We start from the raw sequence: 25,516 nt of genomic DNA, 5'->3' as shown, positions 1-25,516 counted from the left end.
GAGTGGCCTCCATCGCGGCGCAGCATTCAAGCCCACGCAGGGGGAGGCAATTCAAACGCCCGTGTGAAAGGTATCAGAATATAGGTCTCACGGTGCCGTGAGACCTCCCGGCGGCGATTCTCAGCGGGAGAGCACCTGCTCGTTGGTGCGCACCGGGGGCAAGGTCGCGCGCAGGGTGAGCGTCGCGGCGGCGAGCGAGATGCTCAGGCCACTGTCGGCCGAAACGCTCAGCGGCTGCAGGGCGATGCCGGCCTTCGCATCCTTGGCCATCAGCACGTTGGCGGAGAAGCCGGGGCCGAGCGAGGCGCCGGAGGAGATGCCGACATATTGGCCGGAGAGCGCGCCAGGCCCCAGCTTCGGCGTGGTGGCGAGCACCGCCCAGAGCATGCTGCCCTGGTCCGAGACGCCGAAATCCAGCCCCGCGCGCTCGAGCGTGCCGGTATAATATTGGTTCATGCCGAGGGTGGCGCGAAACTCGCAGTCCACCTTGCGGGTGGAGCCGAAGCCATAGGCGATGGCGGATTCGCCCCGGCACTCCAGAAGCCCGGATTCCACCTTCTGCATCTCTGTCTTCGCCGGCTCGCTCGCCGCCGGCGGGGCGGGCTGGGCTGGCGCGGGCGCAACGGGCGCCGGCAGCGGCGCCTGGACGGCCTGGATGGTGGGCAGTTGCACCGTGGTCTGTTGCGCGGGGGTCTGGGCCGAGGCGGGTTGGTCCGCGCCCGGCACCAGTTCCATCTGCGCGGCCGAAAGCGGCGCGGCGAGCGCCGGGATCACGGCCGAACCGAAGAGAAGGGAGCGGAGGATCGAGGCCATGTCGTGTCCTCCGTTCGGCTTCACTTGGCCGGGGTCAGGGTCAGGTCGGAAACGCCCGCGGCGAGTGTGACACCCGCGGTGCCTTGAAGCGAGAGTGGCTGGAGCGCGATGGTGCTCTTGGAGCCGCCGAGCAGCACGTTCGCGCCGCCGCCGAGGCCCCAGGCCGCATCGGCGCTGACGCCGACATATTTGCCCGCGAGATCGCTGGCGGCCGGCGAGGTGTTGGGGGCGAACACCGCCCAGCTCAGGGTGCCGGCATTGGTGACGCCGATATCGAGGCCGAAGCGCGCCACGGTGCCCTTATAGGAGGCGCGCACCACCGGGGCGGTGGGCGTGCCGGTGAGCAGCTGGCAGCTCAGCTCCCGCACCGATCCGACGATGAAGCCGACCGCGGGCGCGACCTTGCATTGCAGCACGCCCACCTGGATCTTGGGCGCGGTCTGCGCCTGTGCGGAGGTGGCCATCAGGCCACCGGCCAGCAGGGCGCCGAATAAAGTATAGATTCGCATGGAATCCCCCAAATGTCTGACGTGTCAGTCCTACGTCCGCGACGGAAGGGGTACAATAGCGGAATAGTCCCGAGGTGCCGGACCGCCGGCCCTGGAATGCCCCGCCGCCGAGGCGGCGGGGTGGAACTGCGACGATCGGCGCGCGGTGGCGCCGATGCCGTCAGGCTCAGCGCAGGGTCAGGTCGGCGACGCCGAGGGCGAGATTGACGCCGGTCTGGGCTTCAACCGACAGCGGCTGGAGCGCGATGGTGTTGCGCGAGCCACCGACCAGCGCGTTGGCGCCGAGGCCGACGCCGAAGGCGGCGTTGGCGGAAGCGCCCACATAGGTGCCGCGCAGGTCGTTCGGGCTGATCTTGCGGGTCGGCGCGAGCACCGTCCACATCAAGGTGCCCTGGCCGTTCACGCCGATATCCAGGCCGAAGCGGCGCACGGTGCCGGTGTAGGACGCGCGGGGAACGTGGCGGCTCGCCGGACGCAGGGTGCAGGACATTTCGCGGATCGAACCGATGATGAACGCCACGTTCGGCGCCATCTGGCAGACCAGGGTCCCGACCTGGATGCGGGACTGGGCAGCGGCCGGCGCGGCGCCGAGCGCGAGGGCGGACGCAGCCAGAGCGGCAGCGAAGCCGGCCTTCAGAGCAATCTTCATGATGTGCTTCCTCCAATAAAACGCCAGCAAGCGGGGGGGCAACGCCGGCGCCGTTAAGCCTTAGCCTGGACCAAGTGTTCCGCCAACGCTTACGAAAGGCTCAGGTTCCATGCCGGGCGCGCGGATCTTGAAGATTCCGCGCGCCCTGCGACGAATAAGTCACGCCTGGCTTATGGCAAGGCTCAGCTGAGCGCCCCGCAGAAGCGCTGGATGCGCGTGCAGGCTTCTTCCAAGGCCGAGGTCGCGGTCGCATACGAGATGCGGAATGCCGGGCCGAGGCCGAAGGCCGAGCCGTGCACCACCGCCACGTTTTCCGCCTCCAGCAATTCGGTCGCGAAGTCCTCGTCGTTGGCGATCACCTTGCCCGACGGGGCCTTTTTGCCGATGGCGCCGGAGCAGAACGGGAACACGTAGAACGCGCCCTCCGGCTTGGGGCAGGTGAGGCCCTTCGCCTGGTTGAGCATGGACACCACGAGGTCGCGCCGCTCCTTGAACACCGCATTGTTGCGGGGAATGAAGTCCTGCGGCCCGTTCAGCGCTTCCACCGCCGCCCATTGGGCGATCGAGGAGGGGTTGGACGTGGACTGCGACTGAAGCGTGCCCATGGCCTTGATGAGCGCCTCCGGCCCGGCCGCATAGCCGATGCGCCAGCCGGTCATGCAATAGGCCTTCGACACGCCGTTCAGCGTGAGCGTGCGGTCATACAGGCTCGGCTCCACCTGGGCCGGGGTGGCGAACTTGAAGTCGTCATAGACGAGGTGCTCGTACATGTCGTCGGTGAGGATCCAGACATGGGGATGGCGCACCAGCACGTCGGTGATGGCCTTCAACTCGTCATGGGTATAGGCGGCGCCCGAGGGGTTGGACGGCGAGTTGAAGATCAGCCACTTGGTCTTGGGCGTGATGGCGGCTTCCAGCACATCGGCGCGCAGCTTGAAATTGTCTTCCAGCGTGGTGGGCACGCTCACCGGCGTGCCGCCGCAGAATTCCACGATGTCGGGATAGCTCACCCAGTACGGCGCCGGGATGATCACTTCGTCGCCGGGGCCGACGGTGGCCACCAGCGCGTTGAACAGCACCTGCTTGCCGCCGGTGCCGACCGACACCTGGCTCGCCTTGTAGGTGAGGCCGTTGTCGCGCTTGAACTTGGCGACGATGGCGGCCTTCAGCTCGGGAATGCCGTCGACCGCGGTATAGCGCGTCTCGCCGCGGCGAATGGCGGCGATGGCCGCTTCCTTGATGTTCTCGGGGGTCTCGAAGTCCGGCTCGCCGGCGCTGAGCGCGATCACGTCGCGGCCGGCCGCTTTCAGCTCCCGCGCCTTGTTGGAGATGGAGATGGTCGGCGAGGGCTTGATGCGCATCAAAGCGGGCGAAAGGAGGCTCATGGCCTTTGACTCCGGACGCAGGCCGGCGGTGCCGCACGCGAATGCGCTGGTGCCGTCGGACGCGAAGGGTGAGACGAAGCGCCGGTCCGCCGCGAGGCAGGCCGGCATGCGGCACTTTATTAGTCGAGGGCGATTTCCCGAACAAGCAAGCATTGTGAATGGGTGGGCCGCAATGCACTGATGGATTGCCGGCGCACTACCTTCCGGCCCGTCTTGCGAGGCGCCGCGCAAGCCTCCATCTAGGCGGGGGCCGAGAGGGAAACGCCGTGCTGACGCTCTATTCCACCCAGGCATCGGGGAATTCCTACAAGGTGCGCATGCTGCTGGCCAAGCTCGGCCTGCCGTTCCGCCTGACCGAGGTGGATATCCTCTCCGGCGAGCACCGCACCCCCGAATTCCTGGCCAAGAACGCCGATGGCCGCCTGCCGCTGCTGGAGCTGCCCGGCGGCGCGACGCTCGCCGAGTCGAACGCGATTCTGTTCTATCTCGCCGACGGCACGCCCTTGCTGCCCGCAGCGCCCCTGGCCCGGGCGGAGACCCTGCGCTGGATGTTCTTCGAGCAGAACAACCACGAGCCCGGCATCGGCCAGGCCCGATTCTGGCTCCAGCAGGTGCGGGGCGGGCGCGAATTGCGCACCCATGACATCGACCGCTGGATGGAGGAGGGCTATGGCGCGCTCACCGTCATGGAACGCCATCTTGAAGGCCGCGATTTCTTCGTCGGCGACGGGCTGACCATCGCCGATATCGCGCTCTACGCCCATACGCACGTTGCCCATGAAGGCGAGTTCGATCTTTCCCCCTTCGCCGCCGTGCGGCGGTGGCTGAAGCGGGTGGCGCGCGAGCCCGACCATGTGGAAATTTCCTGGCGCCCGCTGGAAAAGGCAGCCTGAGGCAAGCTCCGCTCGGTAATGTGAGCTTGCACGCCGGGGCCGAACGGCGCAGGGGCTACAACTTTATCCTACGGCATGGATCGCGCCTGCGTGATCTAAGTCACGAAAACGCCACGCTTATTCCAGCACCTGCCGTCGCGTCGCCACAATCGCGGCTTGCTTGGAAGGCAACTTTTGGTGAGTCGCAGGGAACCGATTCGCGGCATTCCCGCTTCTAGAGGTTAGTCGAACCGTCCGAGGCGAAGCGATGTCTGAGTTTCGTGAGTTTGCCGTTCTTGAGAATGGCGTGTCCTCCGCCGATCCCGAGGCCCTGGCGCGCGCGGTGCGCAATCACAAGGCGGGCGATGCCCTCGCACAGGTCGCGCTCACGATTGCGTTGATGTTGGCGATTTGCGCCGTAACCGTGGTACTGTCGTTCGATCGCGCAAGCGCATCGGTTCTCAACGCCGCGGAGGCGACAATGTCCAGCTCGCTCCTCTCCAGTTCGCTTCTCTCCCTCTCGCTGTTCGGCCTCGTGGCCCTGGCGGGTGCCGCCCTTCTCGCGCGTCTGCGCGCGCCGCGTCCCCAGCCCGTGCCGGTGCGCGCCGATCGTCGGCGCCTGCCGCGCTGAGCGTGGGATCTGCCGGATCGTTCGATGGGTTGTTAAAGCTTCGGCGCGGCCACGCATGGCCGCGCTTTTCCACATGAGACGCGCAGAGCCGCCCCCCGCCTGATCTTCAGAATTTGTGGAAGATGAAAAAGGCGCCAAAGGCGATGAAGCTGAACCCCACCGCGTGGTTCCAGCCCAGCGGCTCCTTCAGATACAGCACCGAAAATCCCGCGAACACCAGCAGCGTGATGACCTCCTGCATGGTCTTGAGCTGCGCGGTCGAATAGGCCCCGGACCCGATGCGGTTCGCCGGCACCGCGAGGCAATATTCAAAGAAGGCAATGGCCCAGCTCGCGACGATCGCAATCAGGATCGGCGCGGATTTGTATTTGAGATGGCCGTACCAGGCGAACGTCATGAACACGTTGGAGGCGATCAGCAGGCCGATCGGCAGGAGCGCGGTGGCGGAAAACGGCATGGCGGTTCCATCTGGAGATAAGCGGACCCGCAAGCCGCGGGCGGGCGAGATTAGCCGGGGTTCTGGTTGTGTTGAGGTGTTTCTATACCGATAAATTTACATTCCCCCGATCCTTTGCTGGCACTACACTTCAACCTCCAGGACCGAGGCGAAGTGGGTGTGGCGTAAAGTGGACGGAGTAACGCTCTGGGGGGAAAGCCCTTTATTCAAGCTTGTGGACGCGGCGCTCCTGGTGCTTTGGGACGTGTCCATGACGATCGAGGCGGCCAATCCGGCGGCGGCGCGATTGCTGGGCCCCGCTCTCTGCACGCTGCCGTGCGCGGCGGCAATCCTCGGCCCCACCGTGCCGCTGGCCCTCAGCACGGTCCTCCAGGGCGCCAAGCTGCGCGCCGAGACCCATGCGGTGCTGCGCCTGCCGTGTCGCACCGCCCATGGCAACCGCACGCTGACCTTCTCCCTTTCCGCCTTGCCCGAGGCGCCGGGCCGCTGGCTTGCCACCGTGACCCCCGCCGTGGTGGGGCAGGGCGATTGGCCGGGTTCCTTCGCCGAAATCCTGCATGCGCTTCCGGTCGGCGTCGAGCTGTATGACCGGGACCTCAACGCGCTGTTCTACAACAAGGCATCCGACGAGCTGTTCCTGTACCAGGAGCATGCGGTGGTGCATTTCGAAGATTGGTGGGTTCTCGGCTTTCCCGATCCGCAGGTGCGGGCGCGGGTGGTGGAGGAATGGCACCAGCTCATGGCCGCCGCCGAGCGTGAGCCGGATTCCATCCATCAGACCGAATGGGTGGTGCGCTGCCGCGACGGCATGGACCGGGCGGTGCAGTTCCGCTTTCGCTGGGTGGGACAGACCTATGTGCTGGTGGTGTCGGACGTGACCGCACAGCGTCAGCTCGAACAGGATCTGCGGCGCCTCGCGGGCTCCGATCCGCTGACCGGCTTGCTCAACCGCCGGCGGTTCCTGGAGCAGGCGGAAGCGGTGTTTTCCACCCCTCGGGAGGCGGGCGCCCTCTCGATGCTGATGCTGGACATCGACCATTTCAAATCCATCAACGATGCCCATGGTCATGCCGCCGGGGATGCGGTGATTTCCATCGTCGCCGAACTGTGCCGGCGCGTGCTGCGGGGCGAGGATGCCATCGCGCGCATGGGCGGGGAGGAATTCGCGGTGCTCATGCCGCAGGCGGGGCCGCAGATGGCGCTGACGCTCGCCGACCGGCTGATCGCCGAAGTCTCGCGCGCGCCGGTGGAGGTGGAAGGCCGGTCGATTGCCGTGCAGCTCAGCATCGGCGGCACCGCGCGCAGCGCCGAGGATCGCAGCGTGTTCGACGTGCTCGCCCGCGCCGATCGCGCCCTTTATGCCGCCAAGCATGGCGGGCGCAACCGCGCGATCTTCATGTCATAGGCTTCAGGTGATGGGCCGCGCCCGCGCGGATGCGGGCGGGCCGTGGGCCGCTCACTGAGCGGCGGAGCCGGATCTGGGCGGCGGAATGACGCGCACGGGCCGCTGGCCGGGCTGCTCGGCCGCAGGGGCCAATGGCGCCACCGCCGTCGGTGGCACGGGGTCGAGCGGCGCCGCGGCGGGGCGCGAGGGCGTCGCGGCCGCGGCCTTGCCCTTGGCGCCAGCGGTTGCCGGATCGCCGGCCGGGCGGGGCTGGGACATTTCCTTCGCCTGTTCCTCGGTCACGAGGATGTCGCCCTTCTGCAGGGTGGAGGAATCCTCCAGCCCCGAGAGCGCCTGCGACCAGGATTGCCCGGGCGCCCGGCAGGAGCAGGATGGCACCAGCTGCTTGCGATACATCAGCGCCGTCGGCAGCGACATATAGGGCTTGCCGGTGATCGAGGTCGCCTGCTGGATGTCCTCGCCGGGATTGCGATAGCTGAACAGCTGCGCTTCGGTCGCCGGGCACAGGCGCCGGCACTGGGCATCGTCGCTGGCGAAGCGCGAGGGCACGGTCGCATACGAGATGGGGAAATAGAAACCGTCGCAGGTGCGCACGCACACGGTGCGATAGGTGGAGGATTTCGGCAGGTCCATCGGCGCGACGTCGAGGCCGGGACCGCCTTCCTCCGGCTCGCTGTTCACGGGGCCGCCGAACAGGGCCTCGAAGAAATTGCGCTGGCGCGGCGGCTGGCGCTGCGCCGGCTGGCCCGCGCCCATGGCCTGGGCGGCGGCGCGATATTGCTGGCCGCAATTAGCCTGCGCGAGGGCCAGGATCAGCTGGCGGCGCTGGCCGTCATCGCCGCCGCCGCGATCGGCGCTGGCGATGGAGGCGCGCAGGCGGGAAATCTGGTCGTCGATGACATCGCACTGGGGCGGACGCGGCGGCCCCTGGAAGATGAAGAAGCCGCGCGGCGCATCGCAACTCATCTGCTTGGCCTGGCTGGTCAGCCGGTCCAGGTCGCTGCGCATGCGCGCCAGCTGCGCCGCGCGCCCGTTATTGGGGTCGTTGGTGCTGCGGTCGAGCGAGGCGAGGGCGCCTTCCAATTGCACGCAGCTGGGGCCGGCGGCCTGCGCCTGCTGGCCGCCACCATAGCCGGGGGGCGGCGCCCCATAGCTCTGGCCGGGGGCCTGCGCCACGGCGGGGCCGGACATGAGGGCCAGACAAAGGCCGAACACGCGAACCGATTTCATTCTCAACCCTGTTCGGACCCACCCAGGCCGATCACCAAGCGCCCTTATAGCGCCATTCGGGGCGGTCAATGGTGACGAAAGTTTGATCGTTGCGGGAAAAGTCCGCCCGGCCTCACGAACGCCCGCGCATGCGGATGTTGAAGCTGTCGTAGGAATATTCCGCGATCTGCCACCACAGCAGCTGCTCGGAGCGGATGCTGACCAGGCTGTCCAGGGCTTGCTTGAAGCTCGGATTCTGCGCCGCGAGCGTGTTGTAAAGCTCGAACGAGGCCTTGTAGCCCGCTTCCATGATGGGCGTGGAGAAGGCGCGCAGCTCCGCGCCCTGCTGCACCAGCCGGCGCAAGGCGGGCGGGTTCACGGCATCATATTTCGCCAGCATCCAATTGTTCGCGGCTTCGCAGGCATTGGCGAGAATCGCCTGGTAATGCTTGGGCAGCTTGTCCCACTGGTCCTTGTTGATGAGCAGGTGGAGCATGGCCCCGCCTTCCCACCAGCCGGGGTAATAATAATATTTCGCCACCTTCACGAGGCCGAGCTTCTCGTCGTCATAGGGGCCGACGAACTCGGCCGCGTCGATGGTGCCCCGCTCCAGCGCGGGATAGACGTCGCTCGGCGGCAATTGCTGCGGCACCACGCCGAGCTTGGCGAGAACCTGCCCGCCAATGCCGCCGATGCGGAATTTCAGCCCCTTCAGGTCCTCGAGCGTATTGATCTCCTTGCGGAAGAAACCGCCCATCTGGGTGCCGGAATTGCCCATGGGAATGCCGAGCGTGTTATATTTGGCCAACACGCCGTTGATGATGTCGGCGCCGCCGCTGAAGAACCACCAGGAATGCTGCTGGCGCGAATTGAAGCCGAACGGCACGCCGGTGCCGAAGGCGAGCGTGGGGTCCTTGCCGATATAGAAATATGTGGCGCTCTGGGCGCATTCCACCGTGCCGTTCTGCACCGCGTCCAGCGCCTGGAGGCCGGGCACGATCTCGCCGGCGGGAAAGGTCTGGATCTGGAACTTGCCGTCGGTGGCCTCGCTCACCATTTTCGACAGCGTCTGCGCGGTGCCGAAGATGGTATCGAGCGAACGTGGGAACGAAGAGGTCAGGCGCCACTTTACCTCAGGCTGGCTCTGCGCCAGGGCGGGCATGGCCAGCGTGGTGGCTGCGGTCGCGGCGATCGCGGTGCCGGAAGCGCCGAGGAAACGGCGGCGTGCGGTATCCATGGGGATCTCCTGGGCGTCTTCGTTCTTATGTCTTGGTTTGGGGCGTCTTGATTTTGTCGCGGGAGAGGTGTCACGACGGGGCGGTGGCGTCAATCGCGACGTCTGCCCGCCGCATCGCAGCATCGTGAACCCCCGCCTTTCTGTGAGGATTGAGCTTATGTTTCGGCCGACCTGGATTGCCGCTTTGCTGGCGCTCGCCATTGCCGCTCCGTCCGCGGTGCGCGCGCAGGAGCCGGACCTGATCTTCAAGAAGTCCACGGTGTGGAAATTCCTGACCCCCGACGACAAGCTCGCGGTCTATGGGGTCGACGATCCGGTGGTGTCGGGCGTTGCCTGCCATTACACGACGCCGGAAAAGGGCGGCCTTTCCGGCATGGTCGGGGTGGCCGAGCAGACCTCCGACATTTCGCTCGCCTGCCGGCAGGTCGGGCCGATCTCGTTCACGAAAAAGTTCGAGCAGGGCGACGTGGTGTTCCGCGAGAGCCGCTCCTTCTTCTTCAAGAAGATGCAGATCGTGCGGGGCTGCGATACCAAGCGCAACGTGCTGGTGTATCTGGTCTATACCGACAAGCTGATCGACGGCAGCCCGAAGAATTCAACCTCCACCGTGCCGATCATGCCCTGGGGCACCACCGGCGAGGTGCCGCGCTGCGCCGACTTTCTGAAATAGCGCGGGCCGGCGCTTGCGACGCGCCCGTCTGGCATGGCTGACGCGTGCGTGGATGAACGTCAGCCGAGGACCAATCGACATTCATGGATTGACGCGATTGCAACAGAGCATTGTCATGCACGGGCTTGTCCCGTGCATCCACGCGGTACCGCTGGTGCTGGCTTTTCAAGGCGGGCGCGGGCGGCCCGGCGTGGGTGGCCGGGACACGCCCGGCCATGACGGCCGGTGCAAGAAGACAATCGCACGCCTGCCGTCAGGCTCCTCGATGATCTGCAGGCCGCTGAATGTCGAATGGCTCTAGGGGCACGTCAGAGTGTCAGCGCGCCAGCGTTCGGCGCGTGCGGTTCAGCGGGTGCAGGTGATGGCGACGACGGCGGGGCAGCTTTGCCCCGTGCACACGGCGCGCGGGGTCTGCTGGGTGCTGGCGATGGGCACGATGCCGCTGGCGTCGGCCACCTTGCCGTAATCGAGCGCGCGGGAATAATCGTGGGTACGGCACCAGGCGGTCGCCACCTGTTCGCCGCATCGTTCGCCGTTGGCGAGGCACATGTCGACGCCATACGCGTCGGAATTCTCGATCAGGAAGATTCGCGTCTCCGCCGACGCGGCGCTCGAAGCGAGCATGAGGGCGGCGGCGAGAAGCAAGGCGGGTTTCTGCATGGGCAGGTCGGAGACCTCTGAGGGACCCGAGGGCCTGGACACGACCAGGCGCGGGGGCCGCAGGAATGACGCGCGGAAGCGATACGCGATACCGAAGCGGGATTGGCATAGCCGCGTCGCAGCATTTTGGTCAACCCTATCCCTGGGACACCAAATGGGGGGTGCGGCACCGCGAAGCGGCGCCGTTCAGCGAAATCGGCTTGACGCTTGCGTGATCGCCTCCCATTGTCCCGCGCCATGAACGGCCAGATTTCAGCGCGTCCGCGCGCCCACCTGTCAATTATCTGCGGTTAGCCCGAACAGCTGGCCGCGGCCGTCCTATGCTGCACCCCTCTTGAGGAGTTTGGACGCCCCGGCCGGCACCGGAGCGGCGCTTGCGCGTCCTACAAAGGTCCAAAGGGGAGCACACGATCCATGGAGCTGCGGCTCTACAATACCCTGACCCGGTCGAAAGACCCGTTCCGGCCGATAGATCCCGCCAATGTGCGGATGTATGTGTGCGGCCCCACGGTCTACGACCATGCCCATATCGGCAATGCGCGGCCGGTGATCGTGTTCGACGTCCTGTTCCGCCTGCTGCGGCGCACCTACGGGGCGGAGCAGGTGACCTATGTCCGCAACATCACGGACGTGGACGACAAGATCAACGCGCGCGCCGCCGATCGCGGCATCTCCATCCGCGACCTGACGGAAGAGACCTACGACTGGTTTCGCAAGGATACGGCGGAGCTGGGCTGCCTGCGCCCCACCGTGGAGCCGCGCGCCACCGAGCATATCGCCGAGATGAAAATCCTCATCGAGCGGCTGGTGGCCTCCGGCCACGCTTATGTCGCGGAGGATCACGTTTTGTTCAACGTGCCCGCCATGCCGGATTACGGTCGCCTGTCGCGCCGGCCGCTGGACGAGATGATCGCCGGCGCGCGCGTGGATGTGGCCCCATACAAGCGCGACGCCATGGATTTCGTGCTGTGGAAGCCGAGCGCGGACGGCGTGCCGGGCTGGGATTCCCCCTGCGGCATCGCCGTGCCGGGGCGGCCGGGCTGGCACATCGAGTGCTCGGCCATGTCGTGGAAGCATCTCGGCGAGACCTTCGACATCCACGGGGGCGGCATCGATCTGGTGTTCCCGCACCATGAGAACGAGATCGCCCAGTCGCGCTGCGCCTTCGATAGCGGCGTGATGGCGCGGGTGTGGATGCACAACGGCTTCCTGATGCTGGAAGGCGAGAAAATGTCCAAGTCGCTGGGCAATTTCGTCACCATCCGCGAATTGCTGAACGACTGGCCGGGCGAAGTGCTGCGCCTCGCCATGCTCTCCACCCATTACCGCCAGCCCATCAACTGGACCCGCCAAGGCATCGGCTTTGCCGCCAAGACCCTGGACAAATGGTATCGCATCGTCGGCGACGAGCCCGCGGACAGCGAGGGCGAAAATCCGTTCGAGGCGGAGATCGCCGAGCGGCTGGGGGATGACCTCAATTCCCCCTCCGCCATCAGCCATCTGCACCACCTCGCCTCGGTCGCGGAGGATGTGGACACCTCTTCCGCCCTGAAGCGGCGGTTCAAGGCGGCGGCCAATCTTATGGGCCTGTTGCAGGAAACCGAGAGCGAGTGGCGCGCCCGCCAAGCCCAGGACGCGGCGGTGGACGCGGACATGGTCGAGGGGCTGATCGCCGCCCGCAACGCCGCCCGCAAGGCCCGCGATTTCGCGGCGGCGGATCATATCCGCGAGCAATTGGCGGCCAAGGGTGTGGTGCTGATGGACAATAAGGATGGAACCACCTCGTGGGAGGTTGCACGGTGATGGCGAAGACCCCGCACTCCGCGTCCGATGGGGACTTGCCGCGTCCGGCGCTGCGTCCGCTCCTGCCCGCCGATACCGAAGCGCTGGTCGCGATCTTCCGCGCGTCGGTGGAGGAGCTGACCGGCGAGGATTACGACACCGACCAGCAGGAAGCCTGGATCGGCGCGGCCGACGACGAGGCGGCCTTCGGCGCCCGTCTCGCGGCCGAGCTGACGCTGGTCGCCACCATGGGCGGAACGCCGGTGGGCTTCATCGCGCTCAAGGGCGATGAGCTGATCGACATGCTCTATGTGCATCCCGGCGTCGCGGGAAAGGGCGTCGGCACGCTGCTGTGCGAGGCGGGCGAGACCATCGCCAAGGCGCGCGGCAAGGAAACCCTGACGGTGGACGCCAGCGACACCGCCCAGCGCTTCTTCGCCCGGCGCGGCTACGTGCCCCAGCGGCGCAACACGGTGCCGCTCGGCAATGCGTGGCTCGGCAACACCACCATGCAGAAGACCTTGCCGGAGCTGAAGGCCAAATCCTCCTGACCCACGGGTCATGAGCGAGGCGGCTTGGCTTGCGCGCTCACATGCCCTGGATGGCCGTGCTCGCTGCGGCGTGGATTTCGGCTTCCTTCACCCCGGCGGCAGCGGCCTGGAGCATGGGTAGGATCTGCCCGGCATCCTCCGCCACCAGCAGGTTCACCGGCGCCGATCCGCGGATGAAGGCGTTCGCCCGCATATGGTCGAGCAGCGACAGGAACGGGTCCCAGAAGCCCGCGATGTTCGCCACCAGGATGGGCTTTCGGTGCTGCCCGAGCTGGGCCCAGGTGAGCTGCTCCACCAGTTCCTCCAGCGTGCCGACCCCGCCCGGCAGGGCGACGAAGGCGTCCGCACGCTCGAACATCAGCTTCTTGCGCTCGTGCATGTCGGTGGTGACGACGAGTTCGCCGCCATGGTCGAAGGCGCGTTCGCGGGAGATCAGGAATTGCGGGATGATGCCCGTCACCTCCCCGCCATTGCGCGCCACGGCGGTTGCGACTTCCCCCATCAGCCCGACGCCGCCGCCGCCATAGACGAGGCGCACCCCGTTGCGGGCGAGGATTTCACCCAACCGGCGCGCCTCCTCCACGAAGACCGGGTCAGAGCCCGGGGAGGAACCGCAATAGACGCACACGCTTTCGATACGTGCCATGGGGCCTGCTTTGATATGTCTGTTCACTGTCTGTCACATGGCCGACGTTACCCGCCGGCTCCTTCAAATTGATGATGCGCCACGACGAAATCGTGACGCGGGAGAAAACAACGTCTTCGCCTTGTTTTGGTTCGGATCATCGTTTATCGCCGATAGCCGATGACTGATGCTTTCCCTTCCTCGGCCGAGTCGGAGGTGCTGGCGGCGCACTTGCGGGCGCTTGCCCATCCCGCGCGCCTCAAGGTGCTTGAAACCCTCGCGCGGCACGAGACCTGCGTGTGCGGGGAAATCGTCGCCGGTCTGCCCCTGGCGCAATCGACCGTGTCGCAACACATAAAGGTTCTCGCGGAAGCGGGCCTCATCCGCGTGACGGTCGATGGTCCGCGCTCCTGCTATTGCATCGACCACGCGGCGCTGAGCGCCTTGCGCGGCCGTCTCGATGGCCTGTTCGCCGCGCTCGCCCCGGCGGGCGATGCCGCGCGAACGGCAGCGCCTCAAGATTAAGTAGGTTTTGATGTCCGATTCTTCAACGTCCCGCGCCTCGCGGGAGACCGCACGCGGCGCCTTCAAGGCGGTCGCGGCCGCCGGCGGCGCGCTGACGAAAACCGTCGCTGCCCTCTGGCCCTATCTCTGGCCACAGGATCGCGCCGATCTCAAGGCGCGGGTGGTGGCGACCAGCGCGCTGATCGTGCTCGCCAAGCTCGCCACCATGGCGGTGCCCTTCTTCTTCAAATGGGCGACCGACGCGCTCACCTCGCGGCCGGACGGGCAGGGCGACATCGACATCGCCTGGTTTCTCGCCGCCCCGGTGCTGCTGACTTTGGCCTATGGCGGCGCGCGCCTGGTGATGGCCGGCATCACCCAATTGCGCGACGGCATCTTCGCCAAGGTGGCGCTGCATGCGGTGCGCAAATTGGCGCTGCAGACCTTCGAGCACATGCATGCGCTGTCCTTGCGCTTTCACCTGGAGCGCAAGACCGGCGGGCTGACCCGCGTGCTGGAGCGGGCGCGCGAGGGCATCGAGACCATCGTGCGCATGCTGGTGCTCCAGCTCGCGCCCACGGTTCTGGAAATGGTGCTGGTGCTGATCGTCCTCGCCTTCGCATTCGACTGGCGCTATGTCGCCGTCGTGGCGCTGACGGTGGCGCTCTACACTTGGTTCACCTATGCCGCGAGCGAGTGGCGCATTCAGATCCGCCGCGACATGAACGAGAGCGACACCGAGGCCAACACCAAGGCGGTGGACAGCCTGCTCAATTACGAGACCGTGAAATATTTCGGCGCCGAGCGCTGGGAAACCCAGCGCTATGACCGTTCGGTCGCGCGCTATGAGAACGCCACCGTGCGCACCTTCACCTCGCTGGCGTGGCTGAACGCGGGGCAGGCGGCCATCTTCACCCTGGGGCTCACCTCCACCATGGTGCTGGCGGCGTTCGACGTGCGCTCGGGGCGGCAGAGCCTGGGCGGCTTCGTCATGGTCAATGCCATGATGATCCAGCTTTACCAGCCGCTGAACTTCCTCGGCATGATCTATCGCGAGATCAAGCAGGCCATCGTCGATATCGAGGCCATGTTCGCCGTGCTCTCGCGCGATCCCGAAATCGAGGACAAGGAGAGCGCCGGCGCGCTTCAGGTGAACGGCGGCACGGTGCGCTTCGAGAATGTGCGCTTCTCCTATGAGAGCGACCGCGAAATCCTGAAGGGCATTTCCTTCGAGGTGCCGGCGGGGCGCACGGTGGCCATCGTCGGGCCGTCCGGCGCCGGGAAGAGCACCATTTCGCGCCTCATGTTCCGCTTCTACGACGTGAAGAGCGGGCGCATCACCATCGACGGGCAGGACATTCGCGAGGTGACGCAGGAGAGCCTGCGCGCCGCGATCGGCATGGTGCCGCAGGATACCGTGCTGTTCAACGACACCATCGCCTACAACATCCGCTACGGCCGGCAGGACGCCTCCGAGGCCGAGGTGGAGGAAGCCGCGAAGCTGGCGCAGATCGACCCCTTCATCCGCGCCATGCCCAAGGGCTACAAGACCGAGGTGGGCGAGCGCGGGCTGAAGCTTTCCGGCGGCGAGAAGCAGCGTGTCGCCATCGCCCGCACCATCCTGAAGGCGCCGCCCATCCTGCTGCTGGACGAAGCCACTTCTGCCCTCGACAGCCATACTGAAAAGGAAATCCAGAACGCGCTGGAGCGGGTGTCCGAGGGGCGCACGACGCTGGTGATCGCGCACCGCCTGTCTACCGTGATCGGCGCTGACGAAATCCTGGTTCTGTCGCAGGGCACGGTGGCCGAGCGCGGCAGCCATGCCGAGCTTCTGGCCAAGGGCGGTCTTTATGCCGCGCTCTGGCGCCGCCAGCGCGAAGCGGACGACGCCCGCGAAAAGCTCGCCGCCGCCCAGGAAAGCGACGTGCCGGTGCTGGAAACCGAGGCTCCGCCGGCGGTGCGGCTGGTGGATCATCACGAGAACGAGGCGAGCTCGGCCGCCTGAGGACGGCGGGCTGGCGCGCAGCGCCGCCTCGTCGAACAGCCGGTGGAGTGTTCGTTGGGGCGCCGGGCGTGCACCGGCTCCTCATTCGACAGACCTTGCAAGAGTCCGGGCGCTACGAGGCGAGATCACCCGATAACTGCTGTTCCGTGAAGCCAAGCAACAAGGTGCCAGCGAGGTCTCGCGCATTCGGTGCGAGCGCCTCGTCGGGCAGTTCGCCCGCAGTCCAGAACGACAGCACCCCACGAAAGGCGAAGGCGAGTTGCCCCGGCAAGCAACGGAGAGCTTGCTCCCGGCGCGCCGCGATCAAGCCGTCTCCCGCGCCCAGCGCCAGCGTCCAGAGCGCCGTCGAGCGCGTCCAAACCTGTCCGGGCGAAGGGTTGGCGGCGCCTAGCCAGCCCATTACCGCTCGGTTTACCTTCGGTTCCTCCAGCATCACACCGGCCGCCGTATCGATCGCCAGCAGGACGCGCTCGGCCGCGTCCGTCAGCGGCGGCGCGGCGGCAAAGCGACTCTCCATGGTATCGATCCGCCGTGCGGAGAGCGTGTGCATGATCGCCGCCTTGCTCCCGAACTGGTTGAACGGGGTCGCGAAGCTGACCCCTGCCTCCGCTGCGAGGTCGCGCATCGAGAAATCGGCTTTGCCATCGCGAAGCAGCCGTTCGGCCGCGTCGATCACCCGCTGACGAAGCGGCTCGCCTCTGACGCTGGGGGAAGAAGGTTCGATCTTGCTGTTTGCCATGCCTGTATCTATATCATGATATAATTTATGGTGTCGGTACGGAGTTAGCTATGTCGATCCCTGCTTCTAAGACTTTTCTCATCACCGGTGTCAGTTCTGGCTTGGGCCGTGCGTTCGCTGAAGGCGCGCTGCACGCTCGCCATCGGGTTATCGGCACGGTGCGCAGGGCCGCTGACGCCGAGACCTTTGCCGCACTCGCCCCTGGCCGCGCCCACCCGCTGGTGCTGGACGTGACCGATTTCGGCGCCGTCCCGGCGGCTGTGGCGGATGCCGAGCGGCAAATGGGCGTAATCGACGTGCTGGTGAACAATGCCGGATACGGTCATGAGGGCGTGCTGGAGGAATCCTCCATGGATGATCTCCAACGTCAGTTCGCGGCCAACGTCTTTGGTCCGGTCGCGATGGTGAAGGCGGTGCTGCCCGGGATGCGCGAACGGCGTCGCGGCCATATTATCAACGTCACCTCGATGGGCGGCTTCATCACCATGCCGGGGATCACCTTCTACTGCGGCAGCAAGTTCGCTCTGGAAGGCATTTCGGAAGCGCTTGGCAAGGAATTGGCGGGTTTCGGGATACGGGTGACGGCGCTCGCTCCGGGCCAGTTCCGCACCGATTGGGCTGGCCGGTCCATGGACCGCACGCCCCGCACGATTGCCGACTATGACGCCGTCATGAATCCGATCCGCGCCGCCAGACAGGCCAAGAGCGGCCACCAGCCCGGCGACCCGGCAAAGGCTGCTCAGGCACTGCTCGCGCTGGTGGAAGCTGAGAATCCGCCAGTCCGGCTGTTCCTGGGCGAAGACGCGCTGGGGCTGGTCGAACAGAAGCTCAAGACAATGAAGATTGAACTCGACGCCTGGGATGCGCTCTCGCGTTCGACCAGCTTCGAGTCTCATTGAGCGTCAGCCCGTTTGGCTCATCAGCGTGCCCGGCAGCAGCGACAGAGGCCGCACAGACCGATCGAGATTGCTGGCGAGCTCGGCAAGATTGGTCGATTTTAGCACAACCTCGGGGCTACGCGCCCGCACTGGCAGATCCTTCACCTCTCCCCGACGGGGAGAGGTCGACCGCGCAGCGGGCGGGTGAGGGGGGCCGGCGCACAACACCGAATGCCCAATTTAAAGGCGCTGCCTTCCCGGCGTCCGACCCCGCTTGTGCGAGAGGGCGGATCTTCGGGCTGGCCCGTGTTCGCCGAAAGTCATGGCGCGAATTCGCGCGAAATTCGCGGTGTCGTCCGGCGGACAGCCGCAGAGACGTCTCACGAAACCGCTGTTCGTCTGCTGCAAGTCCTTGGTTTCACGTGAAACATTTTGCCGAGTGGTGCTCCGTGTCGGGCGCGGCCGCGCCATTCTCCCGCCAGATGCGCACCGACCCGCGCTCACAACCGAGGGCGGGGAGGCGGTCCCCCGGCGGCTGCTGTGGGCGCGGTGCCGCACGATCGCCATTTGACGGCGGGGCAGGGGGTGACTACCTGTTTCCTCCGCGCCTCGAACGCGCGGCCTGATCTGGAGACTTGAGTGTCCATCGTCGCGTCCGTCCGCAAGAGCCTCGTTCCCATCCATCGCGAAGGCTATCCCTTCATCGCCATAGCGGTGGTGATCGCCCTCGGCCTGCTGATGGTCTCCACCTTCTTCGGCATGATCGCGCTGGGGCTCGCCCTGTGGACGACCCTGTTCTTCCGCGATCCGCCACGCGTCACCCCGCTGCGCGAGGGGCTGGTGGTGGCCCCCGCCGATGGCACGGTGTCGCAGATCTCGCTCGCCATCCCGCCGCGCGAACTCGACCTTTCCGACACCCCGCTGCTGCGCGTGTCGATCTTCATGAACGTGTTCAACGTGCACGTGAATCGCGCCCCGGTCTCGGGCCGCATCGCGCGCGTCGCCTACAAGCCGGGCATTTTTCTCAACGCCGATCTCGACAAGGCGAGCGAGGACAATGAGCGCAACGGCCTCGTGTTCCACACCCCCGCCGGCCCGATCGGCTGCGTGCAGATCGCCGGCCTGATCGCCCGGCGCATCGTGTGCTTTGTGCGCGAGGGCGAAGAGATGGGGGCGGGCGAGCGCTTCGGCCTGATCCGCTTCGGCTCGCGCGTGGACGTCTATCTGCCCGTCGGCACACGGGTGCAGGTGGCGGAAGGCCAGCTGACCACCGCCGGCGAGACCATCATCGCCGATTTCGCTGCGCCCGGCGCGCGCGACACCGCCTATCGCGTGAGCTGAAAGATGGCCGCTTCCCTTCCCCCGCTCGATCCGCACGGCGCGCCTCCGGTCTGGCGCCTGGGCAAGATCCCGGTGCGGGTGCTGCTGCCGAACCTCGTGACCTTGCTGGCTTTATGCTCCGGCCTGACCGCGGTGCGCATGGCCATCGAGGGGCGGCTGGAGCTGGCGCTCGCGGCCATCGTGTTCGCCGCCATCCTGGACGGCGTGGACGGCCGGCTGGCGCGGGCACTCAAGGGCACCTCGCGCTTCGGCGCCGAGCTGGACAGCTTGGCGGATTTCGTGAATTTCGGCTGCGCGCCGGCGCTGATCCTGTATCTGTGGGGGCTAGACACGGTGGGCTCCATCGGCTGGCTGGTGGTGCTGATCTTCGCCATCTGCGCCGCCCTGCGCCTCGCCCGCTTCAACGTGATGCTGGACGATCCCAACCGGCCGGCATTCGCAGCGGATTTCTTCACCGGCATCCCCGCGCCTGCGGGTGCCATCGTAGCCCTGCTGCCGGTCTATCTCGACCTTCTCGGCCTGCCGCGCGGTGCCGCCACGGCCCCGGTGGCGCTGGTCTATTGCCTGTGTATCGGCCTGCTGATGATCTCCAAGGTGCCGGCCTATTCGGGCAAGACCCTGGGCAAACGCGTGCGGCGGGACATGGTGTTGCCGCTGTTCGTGGTGGTGGCGATGTTCGTCGGCCTGCTCGCCAGCTACCCCTGGAGCGTGCTTGCGGTGTGCAGCCTGCTGTATCTCGGCTTCCTGCCGTTCTCGTTCCTGCGCTACCGCCGGCTGATGGCGGCCCATGTGGCAGAAACAGAACCCGCCTCCCCCACGCCCTGACCATCCCGCGACGGATTCCGTTGTGCGGGTATGATACTATTTGTAGAATATTCAGATATCCGCGCTCATGTGAAAATGCATGCAATGGCGCCATATTTGCTCATTTAATGAGCATTTCGTTATATTCAAGCGCCAGCTTAACAAGTCGAAGTGTCATTTAATTCTCTGATTTAAAAGAACTTTCAAAAAACGGTATGCAATTGGCATATCCCTTGAATGAGAGCGAGCGGGTACGCTTTCTCAGACGGGGATCCAAGGCATGAATCGTCGCGAGTTTCTCAAAACGGCTTCCGTAACGGCCACCGCCAGCGCAGCGGGCGTGGCAGCGCCGGCGGTGTTTTCCTCCGCCCAGGCGCAGGCGCGCTCGGAAACGCTGTTGATCGTCTCGGAGAGCGGACCCAACAACCTCGACGTGCAGGGCGTCGGCACCAATGTGCCCGGCTATGAAGTCAGCTGGAATTGCTACGACCGCCTGATCACCCATCCCATGAAGGATGTGAACGGCACGCCCTATTACGACCGCGACAAGATCGAGGGGGAGTTGGCCGAGGACATGACCCTCGGCGACATGTCCGCGACCTTCAAGCTGAAGAAGAACGCCACTTTCCAGGACGGCACCCCGGTGACGGCCAAGGACGTGAAATGGTCCATGGACCGGGCTGTGAGCGTCGGCGGCTTCCCCACCTTCCAGATGAAGGCCGGCTCGCTTGAAAAGCCCGAGCAGTTCGTGGTGGTGGACGACCACACCTTCCGTGTCGATTTCCTGCGCAAGGATCGCCTCACCATCCCGGATCTGGCGGTGGTGGTGCCGTGCGTCATGAATTCGGAACTGCTGAAGAAGAACGCGACGGCCCAGGATCCCTGGGCCCTGGAATATGCCAAGCAGAACACCGTCGGCTCCGGTGCCTACAAGGTCACCAAATGGACCCCCGGCACCGAGGTGGTGTTCGAGCGCAACGACAAATGGGTCGGCGGCCCAATGCCCAAGATCAAGCGGGTGATCTGGCGCATGGTGCCCTCCGCCGGCAATCGTCGCGCGCTGTTGGAGCGCGGCGACGCTGACATCTCCTATGACCTGCCGAATAAAGACTTTGTAGAGCTGAAGGACAGCGGCAAGCTGACCATCATTTCCACGCCATATTCCAACGGCCTGCAATATATCGGCATGAACGTCACCAAGCCGCCCTTCGACAATCTGAAGGTGCGTCAGGCGATCGCCTATGCCATCCCCTACCAGAAGATCATGGATGCGGTGCTGTTTGGCCTCGGCAAGCCCATGTTCGGCGCCGCGCCGGGGGGGGTGAGCCAGCCGGTGTGGCCGCAGCCCGCCCCGTTCACCACCGACCTCCCCAAGGCCAAGCAATTGCTGGCCGAGGCCGGCTATCCCAACGGGCTCGAGACCACCCTTTCGTTCGACCTGGGCTTTGCCGGGGTGAACGAGCCGCTGTGCGTGCTGTTGCAGGAGAACCTGCAGGAGCTCGGTATCAAGACCACGATCAACAAGATTCCCGGCGCCAATTGGCGCACCGAGCTGAACAAGAAGGAGCTTCCGCTCTTCACCAACGTGTTCTCTGGTTGGCTGGATTATCCCGAATACTTCTTCTTCTGGTGCTACCACGGGCAAAATTCCGTGTTCAACACCATGAGCTACAAGTCGGCGGCGATGGACGCCTTCATCGACGGCGCCCGCGCCGCCGCGGCGACGGGCAACAAGGCGGCGTACGATGCCGATGTGAAGGGGATGATCGACCTCGCCTTCGCCGACGTGCCGCGCGTTCCGCTCTACCAGCCTTATGTGAACGTCGCGATGCAGAAGAACGTTTCCGGCTACGAATACTGGTTCCACCGCCGGCTCGACTATCGCTCGTTCGTGAAGAGCTGAAGGTTTCGTCGTTCGCGCGTCTCCCGCGCCCTGTCCCTCTCCCGCGTGCGGGGGAGGGACGCAGGGAGCACCGCAAGCGGGCGCGCGTCCCGCACCTGGCTGAAAGGAAGCCGTGATGTTGAAGCTCATCGCCAGCCGCATCGCCACAGCGATCCCAAGCCTGATTGGCGTGGTGATCGTGACCTTCATGCTGACCCGCGTCCTGCCGGGCGATGCCGCCGCTTATTTCGCCGGCCCCGCCGCAACCCCGCAAGCCATTGCCGAGATCCGCACCAAACTTGGCCTCGACAAGCCGTTGCCGGTGCAATTCGTGGATTATGTGACGGCGCTGTCGAAGGGGGATCTCGGCTCCTCGCTCTCCACCGGCCAGCCGGTGGCGAGCGAGATCGCGAGCCGCCTTCCAGCCTCTGCGGAACTCACGCTTTCCGGCCTCATCCTCGCGCTCGCCATCGCCATTCCCTTCGGCATCATGGCGGCGGTGAAGCAGGGGACATGGGTAGACCATGCCTGCCGCGTAATCACCACGGCGGGCGTGTCGCTGCCGGTGTTCTTTACCGGCCTGCTGCTGGTCTATGTGTTTTATTTCAAGCTCGGCTGGGCGCCGGCGCCGCTCGGGCGGCTGGATGTGTTCTACACCGCGCCGCCCACGGTCACCGGCTTCTATCTCATCGACAGCCTGATCGCCGGGGATTTCGAAACGTTCCGCTCGGCCGCCGCCCAATTGGCGATCCCCACCGTCACGCTCGCCATTTTCGCGCTGGCACCGATCGCCCGCATCACGCGCGCTTCCATGCTCTCGGTGCTGTCGTCGGAATTCGTGCGCACCGCGCGGGCGGCAGGATTGACGCCCTACAAGGTCATCATGGTCTATGCCTTCAGGAACGCCATGCTGCCGGTCATCACCACGCTCGGCATGGTGTTCTCCTTCCTGCTCGGCGCCAATGTTCTGGTGGAGAAGGTGTTCGCCTGGCCGGGCATCGGCTCCTATGCGGTCGAGGCGCTGATCTCATCGGATTACGCGCCGGTGCAGGGCTTCGTGCTCGCCATGGCGATCCTCTACATCATCCTCAATCTCGTGATCGACCTCGCCTATGGCGTCATTGATCCGCGCGCACGGAGCGAAGCATGACCCTCGCCAACCCGGCCGATCGCGGATCGGCGCCTTCTTCCAGCGGCCTCGCGGCAACCCTGCGCCATGCGAAATATGTGATCTCGGAGAACCCGGTTACGGGCCTCGCTTTCGGCATGTTCCTGGTGTTGATCGTGGCGGCTGCCATCGGTCCGTATATCGTGCCGTATGATCCGCTCGCGAGCGATACCAAGGCGGCGCTCCAGGCGCCCTCTTGGGCCCATTGGTGCGGCACCGATCAGCTCGGGCGCGACATGTTCTCCCGCGTCATCGTCGCGACGCGGCTGGACATGGGCATCGCCATTTTCTCTGTGGCCCTGGTGTTCGCCGCAGGCGGCATCGCGGGGATTGCGGCCGGCTTCTTCGGCGGCTGGACGGACCGGATCGTCGGCCGCATCTCCGACACCATCATGGCCTTTCCCCTGTTCGTGCTGGCCATGGGCATCGTCGCGGCGCTGGGCAATACGGTGACGAACATCGTGATTGCCACCGCCATCATCAATTTCCCGCTTTATGCCCGCGTCGCCCGGGCGGAAGCGGCGATCCGTCGCCAGTCGGGCTTCATCCAGGCGGCGCGGCTCACCGGCAACAGCGAGTGGCGCATCCTGTTGACGCAGATCCTGCCCAACATCCTGCCCATCATGATGGTGCAGATGTCGCTGACCATGGGCTACGCCATCCTCAACGCCGCCGGCCTGTCCTTCATCGGCCTCGGCGTGCGCCCGCCCACCCCCGAATGGGGGATCATGGTGGCGGAAGGCTCGGCCTTCATCGTTTCCGGCGAATGGTGGATCGCGCTATTTCCCGGCCTCGCGCTGATGTTCGCGGTGTTCTGCTTCAACCTGCTGGGTGACGGTCTGCGCGACATCGTCGATCCCCAGCGCCGCACCTGAGGGGGCGCGCCATGCATGGTGTGATCGATATGACGCAGGCCACCACCCCCACCCCCACCGAGGACGCGCGCGGCCCGTTGCTGGAGGTGCGTCACCTCACGGTGGAATTCGCGACCCGCAAGGGCATCGTCACGGCTGTCAAGCAGGTGGACCTGACGGTCCGCAAGGGTGAGACCGTCGGCATCGTGGGCGAAAGCGGTTCCGGCAAGTCCGTGACCTCCTATACCCTCATGCGCATCCTCGACCGGGCGGGACGGATCGCGGAAGGCACCATCACCTTCTCCGGCATCGACGTCGCCAATGCCACGGAACGCACCATGCGCGACCTGCGCGGGCGGGAGATCTCCATGATCTTCCAGAACCCGCGCGCGGCGCTGAACCCGATCCGCAAGGTCGGCGACCAGATCGGCGACGTGCTGCTGCACCATCTCCAGGCCGAGCCGCGCAATGTGAAGGCCAAGGTGATCGAGATCCTGGAGCAGGTGCGCATCGCCCGGCCCGAGGAACGCTACCACGCCTATCCGTTCGAACTTTCGGGCGGCATGTGCCAGCGCATCGTGATCGCGCTCGCGCTCGCCTGCCAGCCGCAATTGCTGATCGCCGACGAGCCCACCACCGGCCTTGATGTGACCACGCAGAAGGCGGTGATGGACCTCGTGACCGAGCTGACACGGGCGCGGGGCATGTCGACCATCCTCATCACCCACGATCTCGGCCTTGCCGCCACTTATTGCGACACGGTGGTGGTGATGGAGAAGGGCAAGGTGGTGGAAACCGCCCCAGCGGAACAGGTTTTCCGCGCCCCGCAGCATCCCTATACGCAGAAACTGGTGCGCGCGACGCCGCGCCCAGGGATTGCCCTGAGCGACCTGCTACCGGAGGTACCCGTCGTTCCTTCAGCTCTCCCCGGGGGGGAGAGGTCTGCGCAGCAGGCGGCGGGAGAGGGGGCACAGGCTTCATCACAAAAACCCGAACCCCCTCACCCTGCCGCCCTCCCTGGCGGGGAGAGGGGATTGCCGGCGACGCCGCTCCTCAAGGTGGAAAACCTGCTGAAGGAATATCCCCGCCAGGGCGTGCCGATGGGCTTTTTCGCTGGCCTGATGGGCAAGAAGACGCCACCAGAAGACGCCATCTTCCGCGCCGTCGACGGGCTTTCGTTCGAGGTGCGGAAAGGCGAGAGCGTCGGCCTCGTGGGCGAGAGCGGATGCGGCAAGTCCACCACCTCCACCATCGTGATGCGGCTGATTGATGCCACCTCGGGCAAGATCACCTTCGACGGCACGGACATCGGCGCGATCCCGGCGAAGGAATTCGCGCACCATCCCCTGCGCCGACGCATCCAGATGGTGTTTCAGGACCCGACCGACAGCCTGAACCCGCGCTATACCGCCGCCCGCGCGATCGCCGATCCCCTGCTGCGCATGGGCGAGCAGTTCGGCATTCGCGGCGCCGCGCAGATGCGCGCCAAGGTGGAGGAGCTGGCCACTATGGCCGGCCTGCCGCTCGACTTGCTGGACCGCTTTCCGCACCAACTCTCGGGCGGCCAGAAGGCACGCGTCGGGATTGCCCGCGCCATCGCGCTCAAGCCGGACCTGGTGATCCTGGACGAGCCGACCGCGGCGCTGGACGTGTCGGTGCAGGCAGTGGTGCTGAACCTTCTGGAAGAGCTGAAGCAGACGCTCGGCATGAGCTATCTCTTCGTCTCCCACGACCTGCACGTTGTGCGCCTGCTGTGCGACCGCGTCATCGTCATGCGTCAGGGCAAGATGGTGGAGGAGGGCACATCCGAGCAGGTGCTGGAGGCGCCCAAGGCCGCCTATACGCGCGAACTGATCGCCGCCATTCCCCATCCGCCGGCTTAGGGA

The 25,516-nt window shown here is 65.8% G+C and carries 25 protein-coding genes; 15 read left to right on the top strand and 10 right to left on the bottom strand.

Annotated elements, in window-relative coordinates; genetic code table 11:
• Positions 1-120: 120 nt before the first annotated feature.
• The 4 genes from V5F78_RS11360 to V5F78_RS11345 all read right to left on the bottom strand — a co-directional run bounded on the left by V5F78_RS11360 (position 121) and on the right by V5F78_RS11345 (position 3,356).
• Positions 121-813, bottom strand: coding sequence for a DUF992 domain-containing protein (locus V5F78_RS11360; RefSeq protein WP_394068021.1), 693 nt, complete (start codon positions 811-813; stop codon positions 121-123).
• A gap of 20 nt (positions 814-833) precedes the next feature.
• The gene (locus V5F78_RS11355) at positions 834-1,322 is read right to left on the bottom strand and encodes a DUF992 domain-containing protein (RefSeq protein ID WP_394068022.1); all 489 of its coding nucleotides are present in this window, start codon (positions 1,320-1,322) and stop codon (positions 834-836) included.
• A gap of 166 nt (positions 1,323-1,488) precedes the next feature.
• Positions 1,489-1,971 (bottom strand): DUF992 domain-containing protein, encoded by a 483-nt coding sequence (locus V5F78_RS11350; RefSeq protein WP_394068024.1) that lies wholly within the window; start codon positions 1,969-1,971, stop codon positions 1,489-1,491.
• A 182-nt stretch (positions 1,972-2,153) separates the two neighbouring features.
• The gene (locus V5F78_RS11345) at positions 2,154-3,356 is read right to left on the bottom strand and encodes a pyridoxal phosphate-dependent aminotransferase (RefSeq protein WP_394068025.1); all 1,203 of its coding nucleotides are present in this window, start codon (positions 3,354-3,356) and stop codon (positions 2,154-2,156) included.
• Positions 3,357-3,622: 266 nt separating this feature from the next.
• Between V5F78_RS11345 and V5F78_RS11340 the strand changes: the two genes are divergently transcribed.
• Together V5F78_RS11340 and V5F78_RS11335 are read left to right on the top strand one after the other, a co-directional pair.
• Positions 3,623-4,249: a glutathione S-transferase family protein gene (locus tag V5F78_RS11340; RefSeq protein WP_394068027.1), complete on the top strand. Its 627-nt coding sequence runs from the start codon at positions 3,623-3,625 to the stop codon at positions 4,247-4,249.
• Between the two features lie 247 nt (positions 4,250-4,496).
• Positions 4,497-4,859 (top strand): hypothetical protein, encoded by a 363-nt coding sequence (locus tag V5F78_RS11335; RefSeq protein ID WP_394068028.1) that lies wholly within the window; start codon positions 4,497-4,499, stop codon positions 4,857-4,859.
• 106 nt (positions 4,860-4,965) lie between these two features.
• Here V5F78_RS11335 and V5F78_RS11330 read toward each other — a convergent pair whose 3' ends face one another.
• A complete protein-coding gene (locus V5F78_RS11330) occupies positions 4,966-5,316 on the bottom strand; it encodes a DMT family protein (protein ID WP_394068029.1) in 351 nt (116 codons plus the stop codon).
• 250 nt (positions 5,317-5,566) lie between these two features.
• On the opposite strand from V5F78_RS11330, the gene V5F78_RS11325 reads away from it, so the two are divergent.
• Positions 5,567-6,721, top strand: a complete 1,155-nt coding sequence (locus V5F78_RS11325) for a GGDEF domain-containing protein (protein ID WP_394068031.1) — start codon at positions 5,567-5,569, stop codon at positions 6,719-6,721.
• A 51-nt stretch (positions 6,722-6,772) separates the two neighbouring features.
• On the opposite strand, the gene V5F78_RS11320 is transcribed toward V5F78_RS11325, so the two are convergent.
• Positions 6,773-7,951: a DUF2865 domain-containing protein gene (locus V5F78_RS11320; RefSeq protein ID WP_394068033.1), complete on the bottom strand. Its 1,179-nt coding sequence runs from the start codon at positions 7,949-7,951 to the stop codon at positions 6,773-6,775.
• A gap of 112 nt (positions 7,952-8,063) precedes the next feature.
• The gene (locus V5F78_RS11315; RefSeq protein ID WP_394068035.1) at positions 8,064-9,167 is read right to left on the bottom strand and encodes a TRAP transporter substrate-binding protein; all 1,104 of its coding nucleotides are present in this window, start codon (positions 9,165-9,167) and stop codon (positions 8,064-8,066) included.
• 157 nt (positions 9,168-9,324) lie between these two features.
• Between V5F78_RS11315 and V5F78_RS11310 the strand changes: the two genes are divergently transcribed.
• Positions 9,325-9,837 (top strand): CreA family protein, encoded by a 513-nt coding sequence (locus V5F78_RS11310; protein WP_394068037.1) that lies wholly within the window; start codon positions 9,325-9,327, stop codon positions 9,835-9,837.
• A gap of 345 nt (positions 9,838-10,182) precedes the next feature.
• On the opposite strand, the gene V5F78_RS11305 is transcribed toward V5F78_RS11310, so the two are convergent.
• Complete coding sequence (locus V5F78_RS11305; RefSeq protein ID WP_394068039.1) at positions 10,183-10,497, bottom strand: hypothetical protein; 315 nt, start codon at positions 10,495-10,497, stop codon at positions 10,183-10,185.
• 414 nt (positions 10,498-10,911) lie between these two features.
• Between V5F78_RS11305 and cysS the strand changes: the two genes are divergently transcribed.
• Both cysS and V5F78_RS11295 read left to right on the top strand, forming a co-directional pair.
• Positions 10,912-12,300 (top strand): cysteine--tRNA ligase, encoded by a 1,389-nt coding sequence (cysS, locus tag V5F78_RS11300; protein ID WP_394068041.1) that lies wholly within the window; start codon positions 10,912-10,914, stop codon positions 12,298-12,300.
• Complete coding sequence (locus V5F78_RS11295) at positions 12,300-12,830, top strand: GNAT family N-acetyltransferase (protein WP_394068043.1); 531 nt, start codon at positions 12,300-12,302, stop codon at positions 12,828-12,830. The genes cysS and V5F78_RS11295 overlap by 1 nt, the downstream gene beginning before the upstream one ends.
• 37 nt (positions 12,831-12,867) lie before the next feature.
• On the opposite strand, the gene V5F78_RS11290 is transcribed toward V5F78_RS11295, so the two are convergent.
• The gene (locus V5F78_RS11290) at positions 12,868-13,476 is read right to left on the bottom strand and encodes an LOG family protein (RefSeq protein ID WP_394068045.1); all 609 of its coding nucleotides are present in this window, start codon (positions 13,474-13,476) and stop codon (positions 12,868-12,870) included.
• Positions 13,477-13,635: 159 nt separating this feature from the next.
• On the opposite strand from V5F78_RS11290, the gene V5F78_RS11285 reads away from it, so the two are divergent.
• On the top strand, positions 13,636-13,980 hold the full coding sequence (locus V5F78_RS11285) for an ArsR/SmtB family transcription factor (protein ID WP_394068047.1): 345 nt from the start codon (positions 13,636-13,638) through the stop codon (positions 13,978-13,980).
• A gap of 10 nt (positions 13,981-13,990) precedes the next feature.
• The gene (locus V5F78_RS11280; RefSeq protein ID WP_394068049.1) at positions 13,991-15,964 is read left to right on the top strand and encodes an ABCB family ABC transporter ATP-binding protein/permease; all 1,974 of its coding nucleotides are present in this window, start codon (positions 13,991-13,993) and stop codon (positions 15,962-15,964) included.
• A 112-nt stretch (positions 15,965-16,076) separates the two neighbouring features.
• Here the strand turns inward: V5F78_RS11280 and V5F78_RS11275 are convergent, their stop codons facing one another.
• Complete coding sequence (locus V5F78_RS11275; RefSeq protein ID WP_394068051.1) at positions 16,077-16,703, bottom strand: TetR/AcrR family transcriptional regulator; 627 nt, start codon at positions 16,701-16,703, stop codon at positions 16,077-16,079.
• A 50-nt stretch (positions 16,704-16,753) separates the two neighbouring features.
• Here V5F78_RS11275 and V5F78_RS11270 point away from each other — a divergent pair, with 50 nt between their 5' ends.
• The 7 genes from V5F78_RS11270 to V5F78_RS11240 all read left to right on the top strand — a co-directional run bounded on the left by V5F78_RS11270 (position 16,754) and on the right by V5F78_RS11240 (position 25,513).
• The gene (locus V5F78_RS11270; protein ID WP_394068053.1) at positions 16,754-17,602 is read left to right on the top strand and encodes an oxidoreductase; all 849 of its coding nucleotides are present in this window, start codon (positions 16,754-16,756) and stop codon (positions 17,600-17,602) included.
• A 618-nt stretch (positions 17,603-18,220) separates the two neighbouring features.
• Positions 18,221-18,922, top strand: coding sequence for a phosphatidylserine decarboxylase (locus tag V5F78_RS11265; protein WP_394068054.1), 702 nt, complete (start codon positions 18,221-18,223; stop codon positions 18,920-18,922).
• Between the two features lie 3 nt (positions 18,923-18,925).
• Positions 18,926-19,747 carry a CDP-diacylglycerol--serine O-phosphatidyltransferase gene (pssA, locus tag V5F78_RS11260; protein ID WP_394068055.1) on the top strand — a complete coding sequence of 274 codons (822 nt, stop codon included), beginning with the start codon at positions 18,926-18,928 and terminating at the stop codon, positions 19,745-19,747.
• 259 nt (positions 19,748-20,006) lie between these two features.
• A complete protein-coding gene (locus V5F78_RS11255; protein ID WP_394068057.1) occupies positions 20,007-21,629 on the top strand; it encodes an ABC transporter substrate-binding protein in 1,623 nt (540 codons plus the stop codon).
• A 115-nt stretch (positions 21,630-21,744) separates the two neighbouring features.
• Positions 21,745-22,758 (top strand): ABC transporter permease, encoded by a 1,014-nt coding sequence (locus tag V5F78_RS11250; protein ID WP_394068059.1) that lies wholly within the window; start codon positions 21,745-21,747, stop codon positions 22,756-22,758.
• The gene (locus V5F78_RS11245; protein ID WP_394068061.1) at positions 22,755-23,651 is read left to right on the top strand and encodes an ABC transporter permease; all 897 of its coding nucleotides are present in this window, start codon (positions 22,755-22,757) and stop codon (positions 23,649-23,651) included. The genes V5F78_RS11250 and V5F78_RS11245 overlap by 4 nt, the downstream gene beginning before the upstream one ends.
• Before the next feature lie 29 nt (positions 23,652-23,680).
• Positions 23,681-25,513 carry a dipeptide ABC transporter ATP-binding protein gene (locus tag V5F78_RS11240; RefSeq protein ID WP_394068505.1) on the top strand — a complete coding sequence of 611 codons (1,833 nt, stop codon included), beginning with the start codon at positions 23,681-23,683 and terminating at the stop codon, positions 25,511-25,513.
• Positions 25,514-25,516 lie beyond the last annotated feature (3 nt).

The sequence above is a fragment of the Roseixanthobacter glucoisosaccharinicivorans genome, from assembly GCF_043195095.2.
In the GTDB taxonomy this organism is placed as follows: Bacteria; Pseudomonadota; Alphaproteobacteria; order Rhizobiales; family Xanthobacteraceae; genus NCEH01.
Note: the sequence above shows the minus strand (reverse complement) of the source record. Positions and strands in the feature narration are given on the sequence as shown.